This is a genomic window from Myxococcus sp. CA039A (assembly GCF_013336645.1).
GTDB lineage: Bacteria > Myxococcota > Myxococcia > Myxococcales > Myxococcaceae > Myxococcus > Myxococcus llanfairpwllgwyngyllgogerychwyrndrobwllllantysiliogogogochensis.
Window position 1 is genome coordinate 24,629 of sequence record NZ_JABUMQ010000053.1, and the last position, 17,349, is coordinate 41,977.

A 17,349-nucleotide genomic window follows, 5' to 3' on the forward strand; every position below is an offset into this window, starting at 1 on the left:
CGATGGGGTGGGCCTCCGTGGTGGCCGTGTTGCTGACGGCCACCCCCACCTTCGTCACGCGAGGTGACGTGACGCCCGAGTCGGACCTTCGTCGCGAGGCGGAGGCCGGCTGGGCGGCGCTGGAGTCGGTGTATGCGGCGGAGGCGGGCGGGGCGCCGGTGCGGGCCCCGGTCTCCATCGTCCTCCAGCGCGGCGTGGCCCTGTCACCCGAGCGCAACGCGCAGGGCCGGCCCGGCCTCGTGGAGCTGCGGCAGAACACGCCGGGCGTGCTGGATGAGCGGCTGCGCGTGGCGCTGCGGCACGAGCTGGCGCACCAGCTCCTGTGGTGGGCATGTCCCCAGTCGAGCGAGGACCGGCTCTTCCACGAAGCCTTCGCGGTGGCGCTGAGCGGCGAGCTGCCGGCGTGGCGCGAGGGGGCCTATCAATCCCTGTCACGCGCGGCGTCGGAGCTGGCGGCGGCGCCCGCGGTGGACTCGTCGAAGGCGCGGCGCGCGCTGGCGCGGCTCCTGAGTGAGACGGTGGGTTTTCCCAAGGCGCTGTCGCGTCGGCTGCGCCAGTGTCACGACGGGGCGCGGTGGGTGGTGCCGCTGTCCATCGACGAGCTGGCGGACGTGCAGGTGCGCGCGGCGGGGCCGGCCACGGTGGTGGTGAGTCGGCACTCGGGGGAGGTGTTGTTGTCGGAGGGCGAGGTGCGGCGCGCGCTGCCGTATGGTTCGGTGCTGAAGCCCTTCGTGTACGCGGCGGGCGCGGAGCATCCGGTGTTGGCGCCGCGCGTGGACGTGCAGGAGTGGGCGTGTGGCCCGGGGTTGCCGGCGAAGGTGGACGCGCGCACGGCGCTCCTGCGCTCATGCAACGGGTACTTCCTGGACTGGGAGACAGCGGGCTCGGCGCCCAAGGGGTTTGGCGCGTGGGAGCCGGTGCTGTCGGCGCTGGGGCTCACGGGGACGCCGGTGGACATGGCGGATGCGGTGGGCCTGCGCTCCACGCTGGCGCTGTCTCCGTGGGGGATGGCGCAGGCGTATCGGCTGCTGGCGGAGGCGCGGCCGGACGTGGTGGCGCTGCTGGCGGACAACGCGGCGCGAGGGACGCTGGCGGAGCTGCCCGCATCGAAGGCGCTGGTGGGCGTGGCGACGAAGACGGGCACGGTGCGGGACGCGGCGAGCCGTCCGCAGTACGGCTGGATTGCGGCGGTGGATGGGGACCTGGTGGTGGTGGCGGTGCGGCCGGGGAAGATGCCTCGCCAGTTCGCGGAGGAGATTCCCGCGGCCCTGGCGAAGGCGCGCAAGCAGGCGGGCGTGGAGGCGGCGCGGGTGCAGGTGTTGGGGCTGGTGCCGGCGCGCGAGGTGGAGGCGCGGTGCGCGGGCGTGGGCTTCACGGTGGACGCGGGGATGCCGAAGGCCGCTCCGGTGGAGTGGGCGCGGCTGGAGGGACTGACGACGCGCGGGGCGGCGGTGTGTCTGGGCGCGCCGTGGCGGGTGCGCTTTCCGAAGGGGCCGGAGGAGGGGAGGGATTACGCGGGAGTTTTTACGTGGTCGCCACCGCCGGCGTATCGGCCGCCCGTGGGAGTGCCCACGTCACCGAGCGCGCTGAAGGCGCGGCGGGGCTCGGACTTCGTGTTCCGCACGACGCGGTTGCAGTACACGTCGGGCGTGGTGGCGGCGGAGGACGTGACGCTGAAGGGCGAGGCGCGGCTGGCGTTGGCGCGCGTGGTGGCGCACAACGAGCGGCACAGTCGTCATCCGGGCCGGGCGGTCTGCGACACGACGCACTGTCAGGCCTTTCGAGGCACGGTGCGGGTGCAGCGAGACGACGCGAAGGCGCTGAGACTTCCGGCGCTCAAGTGGAGCGAGTGGCTGTTGTTCTCGCAGGGAGGACAGGAGCCCTGGACGCAGGAGCGGCCGCGTGTGGACGTGGAGCGGCTCCTGGGCAAGGGCCTGGTGTCGCTGCGTTTCGAGGCGGGCCGCGTTCAATACCTGCTCACGGAGAAGGAGGGCGCGTCGACCTTCGAGAGCGGGCGCTCACTGGCGTGTGAGCTGTTGCGCTCGGGCTTGAAGCTGCCGTCCTGTCCGCGCACGGCGTCGTTCAATGGGGACACGCTCGTGTTCGAGGGACGCGGGCGAGGACACGGTGAAGGCCTGGACGTCGAGGCGGCGAAGGCGAGCAGACTCCGCAGCGACGCGATTCTCGAAGGGGCCTACGGACGCTCTCGCCCCGAGCCCCGGGACGTGGACTAGGTCGTCGTGAGGGGAAGCACGAGCCGGGCGCGGATTCCTCCCTCGGTGACGCCCTGGAGGGACAGGGTTCCTCCGTGGGCCTCGACGATGCGGCGCACCAGCGTCAGCCCCAGGCCCGTGCCCCCTGTCTCCCGCGCGCGGCTGCGGTCGGTGCGGAAGAAGGGCGTGGTGAGCTTGGGCAGGTCCTCGTCGCTGATGCCGATGCCCCGGTCCTCCACGTCCAGGTGCACCGCCTGCGCGTCCACCTGTGCCCGCAGCGTCACCGGACTGCCGGGCTCCGAGTACTTGCGCGCGTTGTCGAGCAGGTTGTGCAGCGCGCGCCGCACCAGCACCGGGTCGGCCTCCAGCGTGGGCAGGTCCTCGGCCACGTCCAGTTGGAGGCGACACTCGGGGGCGCTCTTCTGGAAGCGCTCGGCGGCGTCCTTCAGGAACTCCGTCAGCCGCAGCGTCGCCCGCTGGAGGCGAGGCCCCGGCTGTCCCGCCTGGTTCGCCTCCAGGTCGAGCCGCGCCATCTGCAACACGCCATCCACCAGTTGCTGAAGCTCGCCAATGTCCCGCCGCAGCTCCGGCAATCGCGCCGCCAGCTCCTCCGGTTGTCCGTCCTCGACGAGGTCCAGCGTCACGCCCAGGCGCGCCAGGGGCGTGCGCAGCTCGTGGGACACGTTGGCCAGCAGCTCCTTCTGGCCTCGGATGAGTGACTCCGTTCGCTCGGCCATCGTGTCGAAGGTGTGCCCCAGCACCGCCACTTCGTTCCGGCCCTTCAGCCGCACGCGCGCGGACAGGCGCCCCTGACCGAACTCGCCCACCACCTTCGTCAGCCGCTCCAGCGGGGAAGCCAGCGCCCACGCCAGGGGCACCGAGAGTCCCGCCAGCACGACCAGGACCAGGGCCAGCACGCCGCCCAGCACCGTGTACGTCCGACGATTGTTGGCCTCATGCAGCAGATAGCCCACCACGGTGTTGCCTCGCCACGTGGGGGTGGCCCAATGGTTCTGCCCGTCACGTTTGAACCAGCTCTTGCCGGTGCGAAGCTCGCGCCACTCGGCGTCATCGAGCACCCTCAGGGGAGGTCGCGCTGATGAGGCCTTCACGGTGCCCTGAAGGTCATACAGCGTGGCCCGGAGCTTTCCTTGCGCGGCGAGGGACTCCATCAGGGGGGCGAGCTCGGGAGACTCCGCGGCGGCCAGCTCCACCAGTCGCTCGTATGTCTTTTCCGTGTCCTGTCCTACGATCTGTGACTCCACGAGGCTGGCGATGACCGCGAAGGACACGACGGCGCCCCCCAGCATCAACAGACCATACAGATAGATGCGCCAGAACATCCTTCGGGGACGGAGCCGCTCACCGAGCTTCATGACTCCTCACCTCGCTCCAGCACATACCCCACGCCTCGCACCGTCTTGAGCATCCGGGGGTTGCGCGCGTCGTCCCCCAGCTTCTGGCGCAGCCGGGACACATGCACGTCGATGGCGCGGTCCACCGGGCCGTCCGGGTCGTTGCCCTTCGCCAGCTCCAGCAACTGCTCGCGCGACAGCACCCGTCCCGCCCGCTCCGCGAGTCCGAGGAGCAAGGCGAACTCGTGCCGTGTCAGCGGCAACACCTGTCCATTCAGCGATGCCCGGAAGTCACTCCGGTTCAGCGTGAGCGCGCCCACGCGCACCACCTCGCGCGAGGGACCCAGCAAGCCCCGGCTGCGCCGCACCAGCGCCTGGATTCGCGCCAGCAGCTCCCGAGAGGAGTAGGGCTTGGGCAGGTAGTCGTCCGCGCCCAGCTCCAGTCCCATCACCCGGTCCGCCTCCTCGCCGCGCGCGGTGAGCATGAGGATGGGCACCGCCGAGCGCTCCCGCAGCTCGCGGCAGACGGTGAGCCCATCCTTCCGGGGCAGCATGATGTCGATGAGGATGGCATCGAAGGCGCGGCGCGAGGCCTCGACCAGGCCCTGCTCCCCGTCCCGAGCGAGACAGGTGCGCACGCCTTGTCGCTCCAGGTACTCGGCCGTGAGGCGGGCCAGGTGCGCGTCGTCCTCGATGAGGAGCACCTCGATGCCGGGTGACGGTGTGGCGGGTCCCATCATGTCCCCAGTCTAGTGCGGCGTGGCAGTGTAGGACTCGCAGCTCCCCACGAGCGTGGGCACCGCGAGCAGGCTCTTCCAGTCGCGCAGGGGCACACCCATCACGGAAGTGACGCCGTCATCCGGTGCCATGAGCTGCTTCACCCACTCCTGCGGCATCAGCCGGCGCGTCTGCCACACGCCACCGTCCACCAGGAGTTGTCCCAACTCCAGCAGGTCTCGCGGTCGGCTGGCGGACATGGCATCGAGGCTCGGCGTCATCGCGGCCCTCGACGCGAAGGCGAGCAGCAACAGGGCTTGGATGAGGAGTGGGGCGACTGCGCGGAAACGGCGAGTGGGGTGCGGAGACATCGAACCTCCCAGGGCCAGGACCTCGGGGTCCATTGGATGCTGCGCAGTTCAACGCCTCCATGTCGCGGGAGGATGTGCGGAATGTAAACGATTGTAACGGGCCGCTGATTCGGGCGAGTTCATTGGCACCTCTCCGAGAATCAGCGATGGTCCTGGTCAGAGGGGTTGGTCCATTTGCTTTGGGGAAGATGACATGCACGTCGCATCGCGCCGGTTCGCGCTTTCGTTGCTCTTGAGTGCCTCACTGTTCTCCGGTTGCTCCGAGGACTCGCAAACGCCGCATGAAGGGCCCGACACGGAGTCCAAGTGCCCCGCCGTCACCGGCGCGGTCATCGAGCATCAGGGCATCGTCTCCACCTCGGAGACCTGGGCCGCGGGCAGCCCCCATGTCATCACCAGCAACCTCACCATCCGGGGGCAGGTCACGGTGGAGGCCTGCGCGACGGTGCGTCTCGCGAAGGCCACCTCCATCCAGGTCGACAGCGGGGGCGTGCTTCGCGCGGAGGGGAAGCAGGACCAGGTGGTGCGTTTCGAGCCTCACGCTGACTGGCCGTGGGGGCAGTTGCTCATCGGGACGGGAGGTTCGGCGCGACTGGAGTGGACGGTGCTGTCGGGAGGTGGACTCTCGTCGACGATGGACTCCATCGTGCGTGTGAATGCCGGCGCGGAGCTCCCTGGCCCGAGGCCGCTGTTCGTCAGTCACGTCACCATCGAGGACTCACGGGGGCCTGGCATCATTCTCAATGGAACGGCGGGCTTCGCCGAGGGCTCCTCCGATTTGACCATTCGAGGGACGGGCGGCGAGTTTGGTCGGCAGCCCCTGGTCATCAATCCCAATGCGCTGGGGACGCTGCCGTCGGGCACGTACACGGGGAATCTCGAGGACGCCATTCACATAGGGCCGTCCATCGCAGCGGCCTCGGTGTTCTACCTGGGCTCCAGCGCCACCCTGAAGAACCTGGGCGTACCCTATCAAGTACAGGGGCTCCAGGTGGGGGGACCGGGGGCTTCGGCGACGCTCACCATCGAAGCGGGCACGGAGCTGCGCTTCGAGCCGGGGACGACGCTGCGCGTCTACGACGAGACGAGCGCGCTCATCGTGGCGGGGACGCCCTCCAGTCCCGTCATCTTCACGTCGAACCTGAGGAATCACCGGCCGGGTGACTGGGCGGGCATCCGCTTCGACGGGATGAACGCGGCCAACCGGCTGGAGTCGGCGGTGGTGAGGTACGCGGGTGGGCCGTGCCAGTGCTCCAGCTTTGGGTGCAACTACCTGCCGCCCGGGTTCGACGTCAGCTCGGCCATCCTCGTGTTCGACGAGCCGACGTCGCCGTTCATCGCGAACTCGCGCATCGAGGACAGCGCGGGGCACGGCATCCTGCGCGGGTGGAATGGCTCGGACCTCAGCCTCGCGACGAGCACCACCTTCGCGCGCATCGCCGAGTGTACGGAGACGGTGCCGAAGGACCGTGACGGACGCTGCCCCTCCGAGACGCCCGTCTGTCCGCGCAGTCCCTGAGTCACCGTGACGCCGTGGGACGCCGAGCACCTGGTCGGCGTCCATCACGGCCTGGGGCGCACGGGCATCGCTGAAAACAACGACGCCGGAGCCTCCTCGTGGGAGACCCCGGCGCCGAGCCGACAGTTCGTGCTGTCGAGAGACTTCCTAGCGGTAGGTCGCCGTCAGCTGGTCCGCGCGCTCCGACTGGCCCGCGCTGAACGTGTTCATGCAGTTGTCGTCGGTGTAGTCCATGAAGTTGGTGATGGGGTCCGCACCGCCACCCGCGCAGGTGTCGCGGCCGGAGGGGCAGCCGTACGCCGGAGAGGCCTCGGCCGAGGTGTCGCTGACCGAGTCACCCGCGCCGGTGCAGCCGCCCTGGAACGTGTGGTACAGGCCCAGCCAGTGGCCGACCTCGTGCGTGCCCGTGTCGCCCTCGTTGTAGGGCACCGCGGTGCCACCCGGCACGCTGCTGTAGAGGATGACCACGCCGTCCTGCTGCGGCTGCGCGGTGTAGCTGGAGGGGAACGTCGCCCAACCCAGCAGCCCGCCGCTCAGGTTGGCGGAGTAGATGTTGAGGCTCTCCTTGCCACCCTTGCGCAGGGCCTTCTTCATCGCCCGCTCGTTGGCACTGCCGCTCTTGAGCGCGAACCACTTCGAGTTCGTCGTACGGTCCGTGCCCTGGAGCACGAAGCGGAACGGCGTGTTGGCATAGGCCGCGTTCAGCACGTTCATCTGCGCGGTGATCTGCGAGTCCGGGATGTCGCCGTTCGCGAGGCCCGAGCCCTTGTTGATGACGTGGAAGTACGTGGGCACCGTCACCGAGCCCACCGCGCGCATCGCCGTCTTCTGCTCGGCCAGGAAGGCGTCGATGGCCGCGCGCTCCTCCACCGAGGGCTCCACCGTCGCGCAGCCGCGGTGCAACGACGTCTGCTCCACCGCCGGGTCCGCCGGCGACGGGGCCTCCGCGGCCTCCTCGCCCTTACAGGCGGCAAGGCTCATCAGGGCACCCGCAAGCACGGCCAGACGACCATTCCTCTTCGCGACGCTGCCAATCATTGTCATCTCCAGGGAAGATGGAGATTCAATGAATAGCTGAATGAAACAGCGAGAGTCAATGTCACCTTGAGACAATCCGTGGGCAATCCCCGGGGTGCGCCCGACGCCGCACTCCGGGGCGGATGAGACAGAAATGCTCCACTCGGGAGGGGCGATTGTAAAATGTCTTTCATTGTCTCGGCTCACCCCCGGAGTCGCCTGGGTATGTCTGGGCTTGCTCCAGACGCCGCCTTGTCGGGATGGGTGGGTTCCCAGGGCCCACCTCCGTGACGTGCCGCGTCACCAGATAGGTCCGGAAAAATCCCACCTTTCCTGAGCAACTCTTTCTCTCAGATGGCGAGAATCCATGACTGGATTCCGGAACAGCCCGGATTTCCTCTGCCGCTCTCCTCGGTCCGCCCCGCTTCTGAGAGGTCTCCGCATGTCTCCCCCCGTCAGTAACAACGGCAACAACGCCGCTCAGATCGCCGCCGCTGAGGCCCAACGCCGTCAGGCCGAAGAGGCCCGTCGTCGCGCGGAGGAAGCGCGCAAGGCCGCGGAAAACCAGAAGAAAGCCGCCGCCGAGGCCCAGAAGAAGGCCGCCGAGACGCAAAAGAAGAAGGCCTCCGAGGCCCAGCAGAAGGCACGGACGGACGCCAGCCAGGCCAAGGTCGCGGCGGACAAGGAGAAGTCCGCGAAGGCCGCGAAGGAGACGGCCCAGACGAAGGCCAATGAGGCCCAGGCCAAGGTCGACACGTTGGGCAAGGGCCCGAACCTGAGTGACCAGGCGCGCAAGGACCTGGACGCGGCGACGAAGGTCGCCAAGGACACGAAGGCCGCGGCCACCAAGGCCAACGACACGTTCCTGCAGGCGCAGAAGGACGCCACCGCCGCCCGGCAGCTTTCCGACACATCGCACAACAAGGCGATTGAAGAGGGCAACAAAGCCATCCAGACGCAGAAGTCCGCCAACACCTCGGCGAAGGCGGTGGGCGAGCCGCCCCCGTACGCGGACGCCAACCAGGTGCGTGACGTCTTCGACGCCGGCAGCCTGGACCCCAAGGCCCAGGAGCGGCTGTTCGGAACGAAGTCGGTGGTCTCTCCGGAGGAGGCGGTTCGCGCGGATGCGAAGGCGGTGGGTGACGCCTCCATTCGCAGCCCGGCCGATGGCGCCAAGGAGCTGCGCCGCCAGGTAGAGGCGAACCCGGACCCCGCCTACCGCGAGGCCCTGATGAAGGAGTCCAGGGGCGCCATCAACCTCATGACCTCCAGCCTGGGGCGTCCCGAGGTGACCCAGGACCAGGCGAACCAGATCGTGAGCGACCTGAGCCACGCCGCGGAGCAGACCAGCCCTCAGGCGTCCCGCGACGTGGCGGACAGCTTCCGCCGCGCCGAGACCGAAGCGGGCTACGGCCACAAGGTGGAGGAGAAGCTCACCCCCGCGCTGAAGGCGGGCGCGAAGGACCCGGCGGTGACGAACGTCGCCAAGGGCCTGGTGGACGGCCTCCGCGCGGACGGCAAGTACGACCTGGCGGATGTCATCACCCGCCAGTCCCCGGAGCTGGAGAAGGTCTCCCCGCAGAACGCTGGCCAGACGAAGGCCCGCGCCGAACTGGACGTCCAGAGCGCGAAGGAGGGCAAGGACACCGTCGCCACGCAGCAGAAGCAACTGGATGAGGCCACGCGGGGCCAGGTCGACGAGCTCTTCACGGCCTCCAAGGACCAGAAGCCGCCCGAGGGCTTCGAGGCGGTGGACACGAAGGACCCCCACCGCGTCGAGTTCGTCCAGAAGGACCCGGCGGGAGAGGTCACCGCGCGCATCTCCGCGACGCGCGACGACAAGAACAACGTCACCCTGGACACCAGCACCGTCGACCCCCAGAGCAAGCAGGTCACTCGCGAGGTCGTGACGAGCAACGGGCCGGAGGGCACCACCACCAGCCAGACGGCGACGTGGACGCCCGCCAAGGGCCAGGACATCCGCAACCCTCCGTCCATCGAGGACCTGAAGAAGAGCCGCGACCCGGCCGTGGCCGTGGAGGAGAGCAAGGTCTCCCGCGACAACGGCGACCTGCTCACCACGACCTACAAGCAGGGGGGTGGTGGCGTCGAGGGTTCGGAGACGCGCTTCAGCCAGCAGGAGGGTGAGGGCGGGCTCGACGACAACTTCAAGGACAAGTTCAACGAAGACCAGCCCATCGACCGGACGGAGACGAAGAGCTACTCGATTCCTCCTCCGGGCACGAAGGGGCCTGATGGCAAGGACCTGGAGCCCTCCTACACGCGCACGCAGACGTTCTCGCAGGGCGAGGGCGTGAACGAGGTGCAGGCCACGGCCACCATGAGCAAGGCGCTCACGGCGGAGGATGGCTTCAACGTGGACAAGGGGCCGCGCAACGCGGGCGACCTGTCGAGCCTGTCCGGCAAGCTCAAGTCGGAGGACGGCGAGAAGGGCGAGGCCTTCGACGGCGACAAGGACAACCCCAAGCAGTGGGTGCTCGAGAAGACCGACGGCCGCAAGTACAGCAGCCAGACCTTCATCGAGGGCCACCCGGACATCTCGGTCGTCACCGAGCGCACCGCCAAGGGCAACACCGTCGAGGAGACGGTGAAGGGCAAGGTCTACGGCACCGAGGGTGACAAAAAGGGCGAGCCCGTCGACATCAGCTCCACGTCCAGCCATGCCTATGACGACAAGGGCATCCTCACCAACGCCAAGAGCGAGACGAAGGGCGCTGACGGCGTCACCACGAAGCAGGACTACCAACGGACCGACACGGTCGGCCCGGACGGTCGGCTCCAGGTGGACGAGCGCAGCAGCAGCACGCGCACGCCGCCCGGGGGACAGCCCACGACGGTGACGTCGGAGCGCCAGCGCCGCGAGTCGGACGCGGGCGTGCTCCAGCTCGTCAATGCGTCCAAGAACGTCACGGGGCCGGATGGCTCCTCGCAGGTGCGTGTCACCCCGGAGAAGACGGAGCTGTCCGTCAACGGCAAGCCCGTTCCGGAAGGGGACCTCGGCAAGCTGGACACGAAGGAGCGGGCCCTGCTGGACGTCACGCGGGGCGAGATGGCGAAGGAGCTCTACAACCTCGCCATGACGCCGGAGCCCGGGACCGCCAAGGAAGAAAGCGAAGGCCCCATCAGCAAGCCCGAGTCCACGGGCGACGTGACGACGGCGCTCTCCATCAACAAGGATGTGCTGGGGTTGATTGAGCAGGACGCGCTCAACACCCTCATGCAGGAAACCACCCCTCCGACGGACCCGGCGGACCCGCCCGCTTCGGGGCAGACGGACCCGGCGGCTCCTCCCCCGGGGGACCCGGCGGACCCGCCCGCCTCGGGGCAGACGGACCCCGCGGCCCCGCCCGCCACGGACGACACGACGACTCCGCCCGCCACGGGCGACGCGGACTCCTCTGGCACTCCGGACGGTGACACGGGCACGAATGACTCGGAGACGGCGCGCCTGGCGAAGTTCGCGCGCGGCGTCCAGGTGGGCGCGGAGAGCCTGGGCATCGTCGGCAACACGCTGGGCGCGCTGTCCTCGGGCGCGGACCTGGTGAACAACATCAGCCAGGGCAACTACGTGGCCGCGGCGCAGAACGTGGCGGATATCGGCGGGGGCGTCGGCGGCATCGTCCAGGGCGTCGCCGGCATTCGTGGTGGCTCCGAGCTGGCGACGGGTATCGCTGGCGCGGGCAACGAAGTGGGAGGGCTGGCGGGTCTGCGCGCGGCGTCCACCACGGCCTCGGGGTTCCGTGAAGCGCTCGCGGTGGGCGGCAAGCTCGGAGCCATCGGCACGGGGCTCGGCGTCGTCTCCGGCGGACTGGATATCGTCGGCGGCATCCAGGCAGGGGATGGGTGGCAGATCGCCAAGGGCGGCGTCAGCATCGCGGGAGCGATTGGCGCCGGCGTGGCGGTGGGCGCCATCGGCGGCCCGGTGGGCGCTGGCGTCGGTCTGCTCATCGGCGTGGGCGTCTACGGCGTGGGGAAGCTGTTCGACAAGATGAGTGAGGGTGACAAGGAGCACCAGATCGCCGGCGTGGAGATCTAGGCCCTACGATATGAGCACGAACACCATTCGACACGGCGACCTCACGATGCCCCTGCCCGACGGTTGGGCGGATGCCAGTCAGGTCGTCGCCATGGGCCCGGTGGAGGAAGGTTTCCGGGCCAGCGTCGTGGTCTCCGCCGAGCCCAGGCAGGGACAGGAGACGGCGAAGGACCTGGCGGCACGCGCGCTGCCGCAGCTGCAGCGGTCCGCCCAGGGCTTCGCGCTCGTGAGTGAGAAGCCCGCGACGTTCGGCGGGCGGCAGGGCCTCACGCGCGAGTACACCTGCCAGGCGGGCGCGCTGAAAATCGCGCAGCTCCAGTTCTATTGCGTGAAGGACAAGCAGGCCTACACCTTCACGTACACTCAGCGCGCGGACCGCATCGCCTACACCCGGGCGGTGGCGGAGCTGTTCTTCGGCTCGGTGCGCATCGGCGCCTGAGTCGAAGGGCGTCTCAACGGAGCGCGGCGTCCGGCACGAAGGTGTGTCGGGCGTCCGCGTCCCGGGCGAGGCCGTCGTGTCCACTCCGGTACGAAGCCAGACCCCGACTTCGGGCAGCGCACGGAGGCGTGCTGCTCCGGGGAGGGGCGTGCTTGCGAGCGGCGATTGCCGAGGCAGGGGGGCTGACCCAGCTTCCGGCATTCCCTGTCCAGGAGGACGGCATGGCTCGAAGGATTCGTGGTGGTGGTGTGGCGGCCCTGGCGGCGGCGCTGGTGTTCGGCTCGATGACGGGCACCGCGCTCGCGGAAGACGAGGCCAAGAAGGCCCACAAGGAAGACAAGCGCGTTGGTGAGGCGGCGGCCGAGAAGGAGCTGTACGTCGGCAAGCTGGCCCTCTTCGACGCCAAGCAAATCGCGCTGGGCAACATGGCGCTGGAGAAGACGCAGGACCCGCAGGTGCGTCAGTTCGCGCAGAAGCTGGTGACGGACCACAAGCAGCACCTGTCCGACCTCAAGGCGTGGGCCGACAGCAAGTCCATCGAGGTGGCGACGGTCGACCTGGCCGGGCCTCCCGGCACCGGCGGCTCCGGTGTCACCCCCGGCATGCAGGAGGGCTACGACAAGAAGATGGAGGGCGTCGACGAGCGCCTGAACAAGGCCATCACCGAGGCGGAGAAGGAGCTGGACAAGCTCCGCGAGAAGAATGGCAAGGAGTTCGACAAGGGCTTCCTCACGCGCGTCGCCGATGACGGCAAGAAGGGACAGGACCTGGCCAAGGACGGGATGGACAAATACAAGACCGACGCCGCCTTCAGCGCCCTCTTGAGCAAGACGCGCCAGGGCATCGCGAGCAACGAGACGATGGCCAAGGAGCTCGAGAAGACCCTGCGCCGCTGACAGCCGCACGGGCTCTCGAAAACCATGGGCGCGGTGACTCGGGGGGCCCGGTGTCACCGCGCCGGTGTTTCAGCTCGGGCGGCGGATGTGCTCGGACGTGTGTGCGACGCCGGGCGCCGGGAACTCTCCTGGGTTGACGCAGCGGTCGGCGGGTGCCTATCCCGACGCATGGCGAATGCCTGGAAGTGGATGATGGTCTCGGGGTTCATGGTGCTGGGCGCGTGCACGACACCCGCGCCGCATGTGCCGCCCGTGTCGCCCGAAGGAGCCACTCCCGCGGGCCCCTTCCTGCCGGATGCCCGCGCGCTCTTCGCGGGGTGCACGCCCGTCCCCGACAGCGCCAGCTCACGCATCTATCCGTGTGGTGACGCGACGGTGTGGCTCGTCGAGCGCAAGGACGTGCCCGCCGCGCGAGTGCTCACGCTCGCCAGGGCGCGTCTGGTGGAGCGACTGGGGGAGGGCGTGGTGGTGGCGGAAGGGGCGCTGCCGCTCGCGGAGCGCTCGTGGCCGGCGGCCCGCTTCGCCCTGTGTGACGTGGGGGACGCGGGCCTGGAGGGGCCGGCCTCGTGTCGCGCGGGGGGCTACCTCGTCTCGGTGGCGGGGTCGCTGGGCCGTCAGCGCGAGCTGGGGTGTGTCGCGAAGAACAACGCCCAGCCGGCGCTGACGCGGTGTCTGGAGCTCTTGGAGTATCTCGCGGCGCACGGCAATCCGGAGGGTGAGTCGCTGGATGAGGCGGCGCTGCTGCTTCCGCCCCGGCTGCCGTGGCGCACGCTCGCGGTGCCCGAAGGCTGCCAGCCCTCCCTGTCCACCAGTCGCGCGGGCCGCATCCGCTGTGACGACGCGTCGCTCGTGTGGAGTGTGTACCGGCCCGCGCGAGACGAGGTGACGGCGCGCTGGAGGGACCAGAGCGTGGCGGAGCTGAGGGCGGCGCTGCCCGGCTCGAGCCCCGTGGAGGAGGTGGCGTGTCTCCTGGAGGAGCGGCCCTCGCGGTGCATGCGCTTCACGGCGCCTTCTTCCCGTGGGCCGGTCGTCGTCTGGACGGGCGCCATGCAGTGGGATGACCGGGCGCTGTTCGCCGCGTGCAGCTTCCTGGCGTCCGCCGAGCCCGCGTTTCCGCCGGTCTGCAATGGTGCCTTCTCCGTACCCTGACTCCACCGTCTCGCGCGAAGGGGCCGTCTCGTGTACGCCTTGCAGGATGTCTCCAAGCGCTTTGGCACCACGCAGGCGCTGCACTCGCTGAACCTCACGCTGCCCACGGGGCGGACCACGGTGCTGCTGGGGCCGAGCGGCTGCGGGAAGTCCACGCTGGTCCGCCTGCTCAACGGGCTGCTGCACGCGGACACAGGCCAGGTGCTCTACGCGGGCAAGCCCCTGCCCACGGATGCGAAGGCGTTGCTGTCGCTGCGTCATCGGGTGGGCTACGCGCTTCAAGGGGGCGGGCTCTTTCCGCACCTGACGGGGGAGGAGAACGTCACGCTCATGGCCCAGCACCTGCGCTGGTCCGCCGCGCGGACTCGCGAGCGGAGGGACGTGCTGGTGGAGTTGACGCGGTTTCCCGCCGAGGCGCTCGCGCGTTATCCGGCGCAGCTTTCGGGGGGACAGCGTCAGCGGGTGGCGTTGATGCGCGCGCTCATGCTGGACCCGGAGGTGTTGCTGCTCGACGAGCCGCTGGGGGCGCTGGACCCGCTGGTGCGGCACGAGCTGCAAGCGGACCTGCGCGCCATCTTCGCGCGGCTGCGCAAGACGGTGGTCCTGGTGACGCATGACCTCGCGGAGGCGGGGTTCCTGGGCGACGACATCGTGCTCATGCGTGAAGGGCGCGTGGTGCAACAGGGGAGCCTCGTGGACCTGGAGACCCGTCCCACGGACCCGTTCGTCACGCGGTTCATCCAGGCCCAGCGGCTGGCTCCGGGGAACGGGGCCTCGGCATGAGCGCGCACGGGCGCACGCGGAAGGGGGGCGGTCGCGCTGGGGGCGCTCCGCATGCTCCTGCATCAACGGACATCGGCATGAGTGCGCGAGGTTGCCTCGGCGATGGATGCGGTCTCGCTGCGGGCGCTCCGCATGCTCCAGTGGCACGAGGCCCCCGTGGGTTCGAATGGGGAGCACACGCCACGTTGTGGAGCGCACCGATGGGGCTCGTGCTGCTGCTCATGTTCTCGCTGGTGCTGGTCTCCTGCGAGCGCGCGAGCACGACCCACGGCGAGCCCAACGTGCGCGTGGGCTCCAAGAAGTTCACCGAGTCCGTCATCCTCGGAGAGATGGTGACGCAGCTCGCGCGGAGCACCGGCGCGAGCGTGCGGCACCGGCGCGAACTCGGAGGCACCGCCGTCCTCTGGGAGGCGCTGCGCCGAGGCGAGCTGGACGTGTATCCCGAGTACACCGGCACGCTGCGACAGGAGTTGCTCTCCGGGCGCAAGCTGCCCGACGACGCGGCCCTCCGTGTCGCGCTGGCCGAAGAGGGCCTGCGCATGAGCGCGCCGCTCGGCTTCAACAACACCTATGCGCTGGGCATGAAGGAGGCCGAGGCCGAACGCCTGGGCATCCGCACCATCTCCGACCTGCGCGCCCACCCCGAGCTGCGCTTCGGTTTCAGCAACGAGTTCATGGAGCGCGGTGACGGCTGGCCCGCGCTGCGAGACAGCTACCGCCTCCCGCAGCGCGACGTGCGCGGCCTGGACCATGACCTCGCCTATCGCGGCCTGGATGCGGGCTCCGTCCAGGTGACGGACCTGTACTCCACGGACGCTGAAATCGCCGCCTATGGCCTGCGCGTCCTCGTGGACGACGTGCACCACTTCCCCGCGTACGACGCCGTGCTCCTCTACCGCGCGGACTTCGAGTCGCGCGCTCCGGAGGCCCTGGCGGCCATCCTGCGACTCTCGGGCACGCTGTCGGAAGAGAAGATGGTGAAGCTCAATGCCCGCGCGCGACTGGAGCGTGTGCCCGAGGCGCAGGTGGCCTCCGACTTCCTCTCGCGAACACTGGGCGTCTCCACCGTGGTTCGCGGCGAGGGGCTCGCCTCCCGCGTCTGGCTTCGAACCCGGGAGCACCTGTTCCTCGTCGGCGTCTCGCTGCTCGCGGCCCTGGCCCTCGCGGTGCCGCTGGGCGTGCTGGCCGCGCGCAGTCCGCGGCTCGGGCAGGGAGTGCTCGGGCTCGCCGGCGTCATCCAGACCATCCCCTCGCTGGCGCTGCTCGTGGTGATGATTCCGCTCCTGGGCATCGGCTCACGGCCGGCCATCGCCGCGCTGTTCCTCTACAGCCTGCTGCCCATCGTCCGGAACACGGCCTCGGGGCTCACGGGCATTCCCCTGGAGGTGCGCGAGTCCGCGGAGGCCCTGGGTCTGCCTCCGCTCGCGCGGCTGTGGCGCATCGACCTGCCCATGGCCTCGCCCTCCATCCTCGCGGGCATCCAGACGGCCGCCGTCATCAACGTGGGCACCGCCACGCTCGGCGCGCTCGTGGGCGCGGGCGGCTATGGCCAGCCCATCCTCACCGGCATCCGCCTGGACGACACGCGCCTCATCCTCGAAGGCGCCATCCCCGCCGCCGTGCTCGCCCTGCTCGTCAGCGGCGCGTTCGAGGCCGTGGGCCGCGTCCTCGTTCCCAAGGGACTGCGGCTGCGCGCGGAGTCGGAGTCGCGCTGAGCCGCTACACGGGCGACGCGTGCGTCGACACCGTCTCCACCACCGGCTCCGCCCTCGGCGCATCGGCCGCGAGCCCCGCCGCGCACAGGCTCACCACGGCCATCCACACGAAGTCCGCCAGCAGCAGGTGCACCAACTGCAGCCACACCGGCGCCAGCAACACCACGTTGACCAGGCCCGCCATGAGCTGCACCGAGTAGAGGATGCTGATGGCCAGCGCGGCCCGCTTCACCTCGGCCGACGGCCGCAGCCGCGCCATCCACCGTCCGATGAGCACCAGCAGCGCGCCCATGGACACCGCGAGCACCGGGTGCAGGATTCGCCGGCGGATGAAGACATGCGCCGTGTCGGACACGTCCTGGCGCAGCCCCTCCATCAGTGTCTCCGAGGGGAACAGCGTGTCGCCCAGCGCCGCCACCGCGCCGCTCACGCCGAGCAGCAACATGCCCGCCACGCTCGTGCCCACCAGCACGCCCACCCACCCCTGGCCCCGGAACGTCAGCGGCGCGCGCCCCCGGGCGAACCAGATGACCAGCGTCTGCGCGCCCACCAGCAGGAACGTGTTCACCAGGTGCACGCCCATCCACACCGCGCGGCCCAGGGACGCGTTGTCCGCCACGTACTTGAGCAACACGATGCCGGCGCCCACGAGGGCCTCCGTCAGCATGAAGAACAGCGCCCAGCTCGCCGCCTTGCGCACCGGGTGCCCCTTCGCATGTGCTCGAAGGGCCCACACGCACAGGGCCACCGCGAGCAGCATGACGAGGCCGCTCGTCACCCGGTGGGTGTACTCGATGAGCGTCTGCACCGTGGGCTCGCGGGGCACCACCTCGCCGTTGCAGTGCGGCCAGTGGTCACCGCAGCCCGCGCCGGAGCCCGTCGCCCGGACGAAGGCCCCCCACAGAATCACCCCCAACGTGAAGAGCAGCACTCCGACGCTGAAGGCCTGGAACCGACGTGACGAGGCGGCGTGAGTCATCGCGGTCCCCTTAACCCACCTCGACCCGACCCGCTGCCCGTGCCCCCCAATCCAGTTTCAACCGGGCCATCAGCAGGCCTGCTCGCCTCCCCGCTCGCAGGGCGTCAGGCCATATCCGGATAGGGCCGGACGGATGTCC

General features: G+C 69.7%; 13 protein-coding genes. 8 read left to right on the forward strand and 5 right to left on the reverse strand.

Features of this window, described 5'->3' with window-relative positions; genetic code table 11:
- Positions 1-2 precede the first annotated feature (2 nt).
- On the forward strand, positions 3-2,234 hold the full coding sequence (locus HR086_RS11635; protein WP_174465634.1) for a hypothetical protein: 2,232 nt from the start codon (positions 3-5) through the stop codon (positions 2,232-2,234).
- On the opposite strand, the gene HR086_RS11640 is transcribed toward HR086_RS11635, so the two are convergent.
- Genes HR086_RS11640 through HR086_RS11650 form a run of 3 tightly spaced genes read right to left on the reverse strand, consistent with a single transcriptional unit; the run spans position 2,231 to position 4,566 of the window.
- Positions 2,231-3,589 (reverse strand): HAMP domain-containing sensor histidine kinase, encoded by a 1,359-nt coding sequence (locus tag HR086_RS11640; protein WP_174460020.1) that lies wholly within the window; start codon positions 3,587-3,589, stop codon positions 2,231-2,233. The two genes, HR086_RS11635 and HR086_RS11640, sit on opposite strands and share 4 nt — an antisense overlap.
- Entirely contained in the window at positions 3,586-4,305 is a 720-nt protein-coding gene (locus HR086_RS11645) for a response regulator transcription factor (protein ID WP_174457107.1), read from the reverse strand. The genes HR086_RS11640 and HR086_RS11645 overlap by 4 nt, the downstream gene beginning before the upstream one ends.
- A gap of 12 nt (positions 4,306-4,317) precedes the next feature.
- Positions 4,318-4,566 (reverse strand): hypothetical protein, encoded by a 249-nt coding sequence (locus HR086_RS11650; protein WP_174456897.1) that lies wholly within the window; start codon positions 4,564-4,566, stop codon positions 4,318-4,320.
- Positions 4,567-4,849: 283 nt separating this feature from the next.
- Between HR086_RS11650 and HR086_RS11655 the strand changes: the two genes are divergently transcribed.
- The gene (locus HR086_RS11655) at positions 4,850-6,175 is read left to right on the forward strand and encodes a hypothetical protein (protein ID WP_174456896.1); all 1,326 of its coding nucleotides are present in this window, start codon (positions 4,850-4,852) and stop codon (positions 6,173-6,175) included.
- A gap of 147 nt (positions 6,176-6,322) precedes the next feature.
- On the opposite strand, the gene HR086_RS11660 is transcribed toward HR086_RS11655, so the two are convergent.
- Positions 6,323-7,213, reverse strand: a complete 891-nt coding sequence (locus HR086_RS11660; protein ID WP_174456895.1) for a zinc metalloprotease — start codon at positions 7,211-7,213, stop codon at positions 6,323-6,325.
- A 421-nt stretch (positions 7,214-7,634) separates the two neighbouring features.
- Here HR086_RS11660 and HR086_RS11665 point away from each other — a divergent pair, with 421 nt between their 5' ends.
- The 6 genes from HR086_RS11665 (at position 7,635) to HR086_RS11690 (ending at position 16,231) form a co-directional block, all read left to right on the forward strand.
- Complete coding sequence (locus tag HR086_RS11665; protein ID WP_174465635.1) at positions 7,635-11,249, forward strand: DUF456 domain-containing protein; 3,615 nt, start codon at positions 7,635-7,637, stop codon at positions 11,247-11,249.
- A 10-nt stretch (positions 11,250-11,259) separates the two neighbouring features.
- Positions 11,260-11,688, forward strand: a complete 429-nt coding sequence (locus HR086_RS11670) for a DcrB-related protein (protein ID WP_141643105.1) — start codon at positions 11,260-11,262, stop codon at positions 11,686-11,688.
- A gap of 221 nt (positions 11,689-11,909) precedes the next feature.
- Positions 11,910-12,584 carry a DUF4142 domain-containing protein gene (locus HR086_RS11675; protein WP_254613976.1) on the forward strand — a complete coding sequence of 225 codons (675 nt, stop codon included), beginning with the start codon at positions 11,910-11,912 and terminating at the stop codon, positions 12,582-12,584.
- 168 nt (positions 12,585-12,752) lie between these two features.
- Positions 12,753-13,733 carry a hypothetical protein gene (locus HR086_RS11680; protein ID WP_174465636.1) on the forward strand — a complete coding sequence of 327 codons (981 nt, stop codon included), beginning with the start codon at positions 12,753-12,755 and terminating at the stop codon, positions 13,731-13,733.
- 30 nt (positions 13,734-13,763) lie between these two features.
- A complete protein-coding gene (locus tag HR086_RS11685) occupies positions 13,764-14,516 on the forward strand; it encodes an ATP-binding cassette domain-containing protein (RefSeq protein ID WP_174456892.1) in 753 nt (250 codons plus the stop codon).
- 221 nt (positions 14,517-14,737) lie between these two features.
- Positions 14,738-16,231, forward strand: coding sequence for a glycine betaine ABC transporter substrate-binding protein (locus HR086_RS11690; protein ID WP_254623694.1), 1,494 nt, complete (start codon positions 14,738-14,740; stop codon positions 16,229-16,231).
- 4 nt (positions 16,232-16,235) lie between these two features.
- Here the strand turns inward: HR086_RS11690 and HR086_RS11695 are convergent, their stop codons facing one another.
- Complete coding sequence (locus tag HR086_RS11695) at positions 16,236-17,210, reverse strand: heme A synthase (protein WP_174465638.1); 975 nt, start codon at positions 17,208-17,210, stop codon at positions 16,236-16,238.
- Between the last annotated feature and the right edge of the window lie 139 nt (positions 17,211-17,349).

Excerpts from the sequence above, each read along its gene's own strand:
- HR086_RS11635 (WP_174465634.1), top strand. The coding sequence starts at position 3 with ATGGGGTGGGCCTCCGTGGTGGCCGTGTTGCTGACGGCCACCCCCACC.
- HR086_RS11640 (WP_174460020.1), bottom strand. The coding sequence starts at position 3,589 with ATGAAGCTCGGTGAGCGGCTCCGTCCCCGAAGGATGTTCTGGCGCATC.
- HR086_RS11645 (WP_174457107.1), bottom strand. The coding sequence starts at position 4,305 with ATGGGACCCGCCACACCGTCACCCGGCATCGAGGTGCTCCTCATCGAG.
- HR086_RS11650 (WP_174456897.1), bottom strand. The coding sequence starts at position 4,566 with ATGACGCCGAGCCTCGATGCCATGTCCGCCAGCCGACCGCGAGACCTG.
- HR086_RS11655 (WP_174456896.1), top strand. The coding sequence starts at position 4,850 with ATGCACGTCGCATCGCGCCGGTTCGCGCTTTCGTTGCTCTTGAGTGCC.
- HR086_RS11660 (WP_174456895.1), bottom strand. The coding sequence starts at position 7,213 with ATGATTGGCAGCGTCGCGAAGAGGAATGGTCGTCTGGCCGTGCTTGCG.
- HR086_RS11665 (WP_174465635.1), top strand. The coding sequence starts at position 7,635 with ATGTCTCCCCCCGTCAGTAACAACGGCAACAACGCCGCTCAGATCGCC.
- HR086_RS11670 (WP_141643105.1), top strand. The coding sequence starts at position 11,260 with ATGAGCACGAACACCATTCGACACGGCGACCTCACGATGCCCCTGCCC.
- HR086_RS11675 (WP_254613976.1), top strand. The coding sequence starts at position 11,910 with ATGGCTCGAAGGATTCGTGGTGGTGGTGTGGCGGCCCTGGCGGCGGCG.
- HR086_RS11680 (WP_174465636.1), top strand. The coding sequence starts at position 12,753 with ATGGCGAATGCCTGGAAGTGGATGATGGTCTCGGGGTTCATGGTGCTG.
- HR086_RS11690 (WP_254623694.1), top strand. The coding sequence starts at position 14,738 with ATGTTCTCGCTGGTGCTGGTCTCCTGCGAGCGCGCGAGCACGACCCAC.
- HR086_RS11695 (WP_174465638.1), bottom strand. The coding sequence starts at position 17,210 with ATGACTCACGCCGCCTCGTCACGTCGGTTCCAGGCCTTCAGCGTCGGA.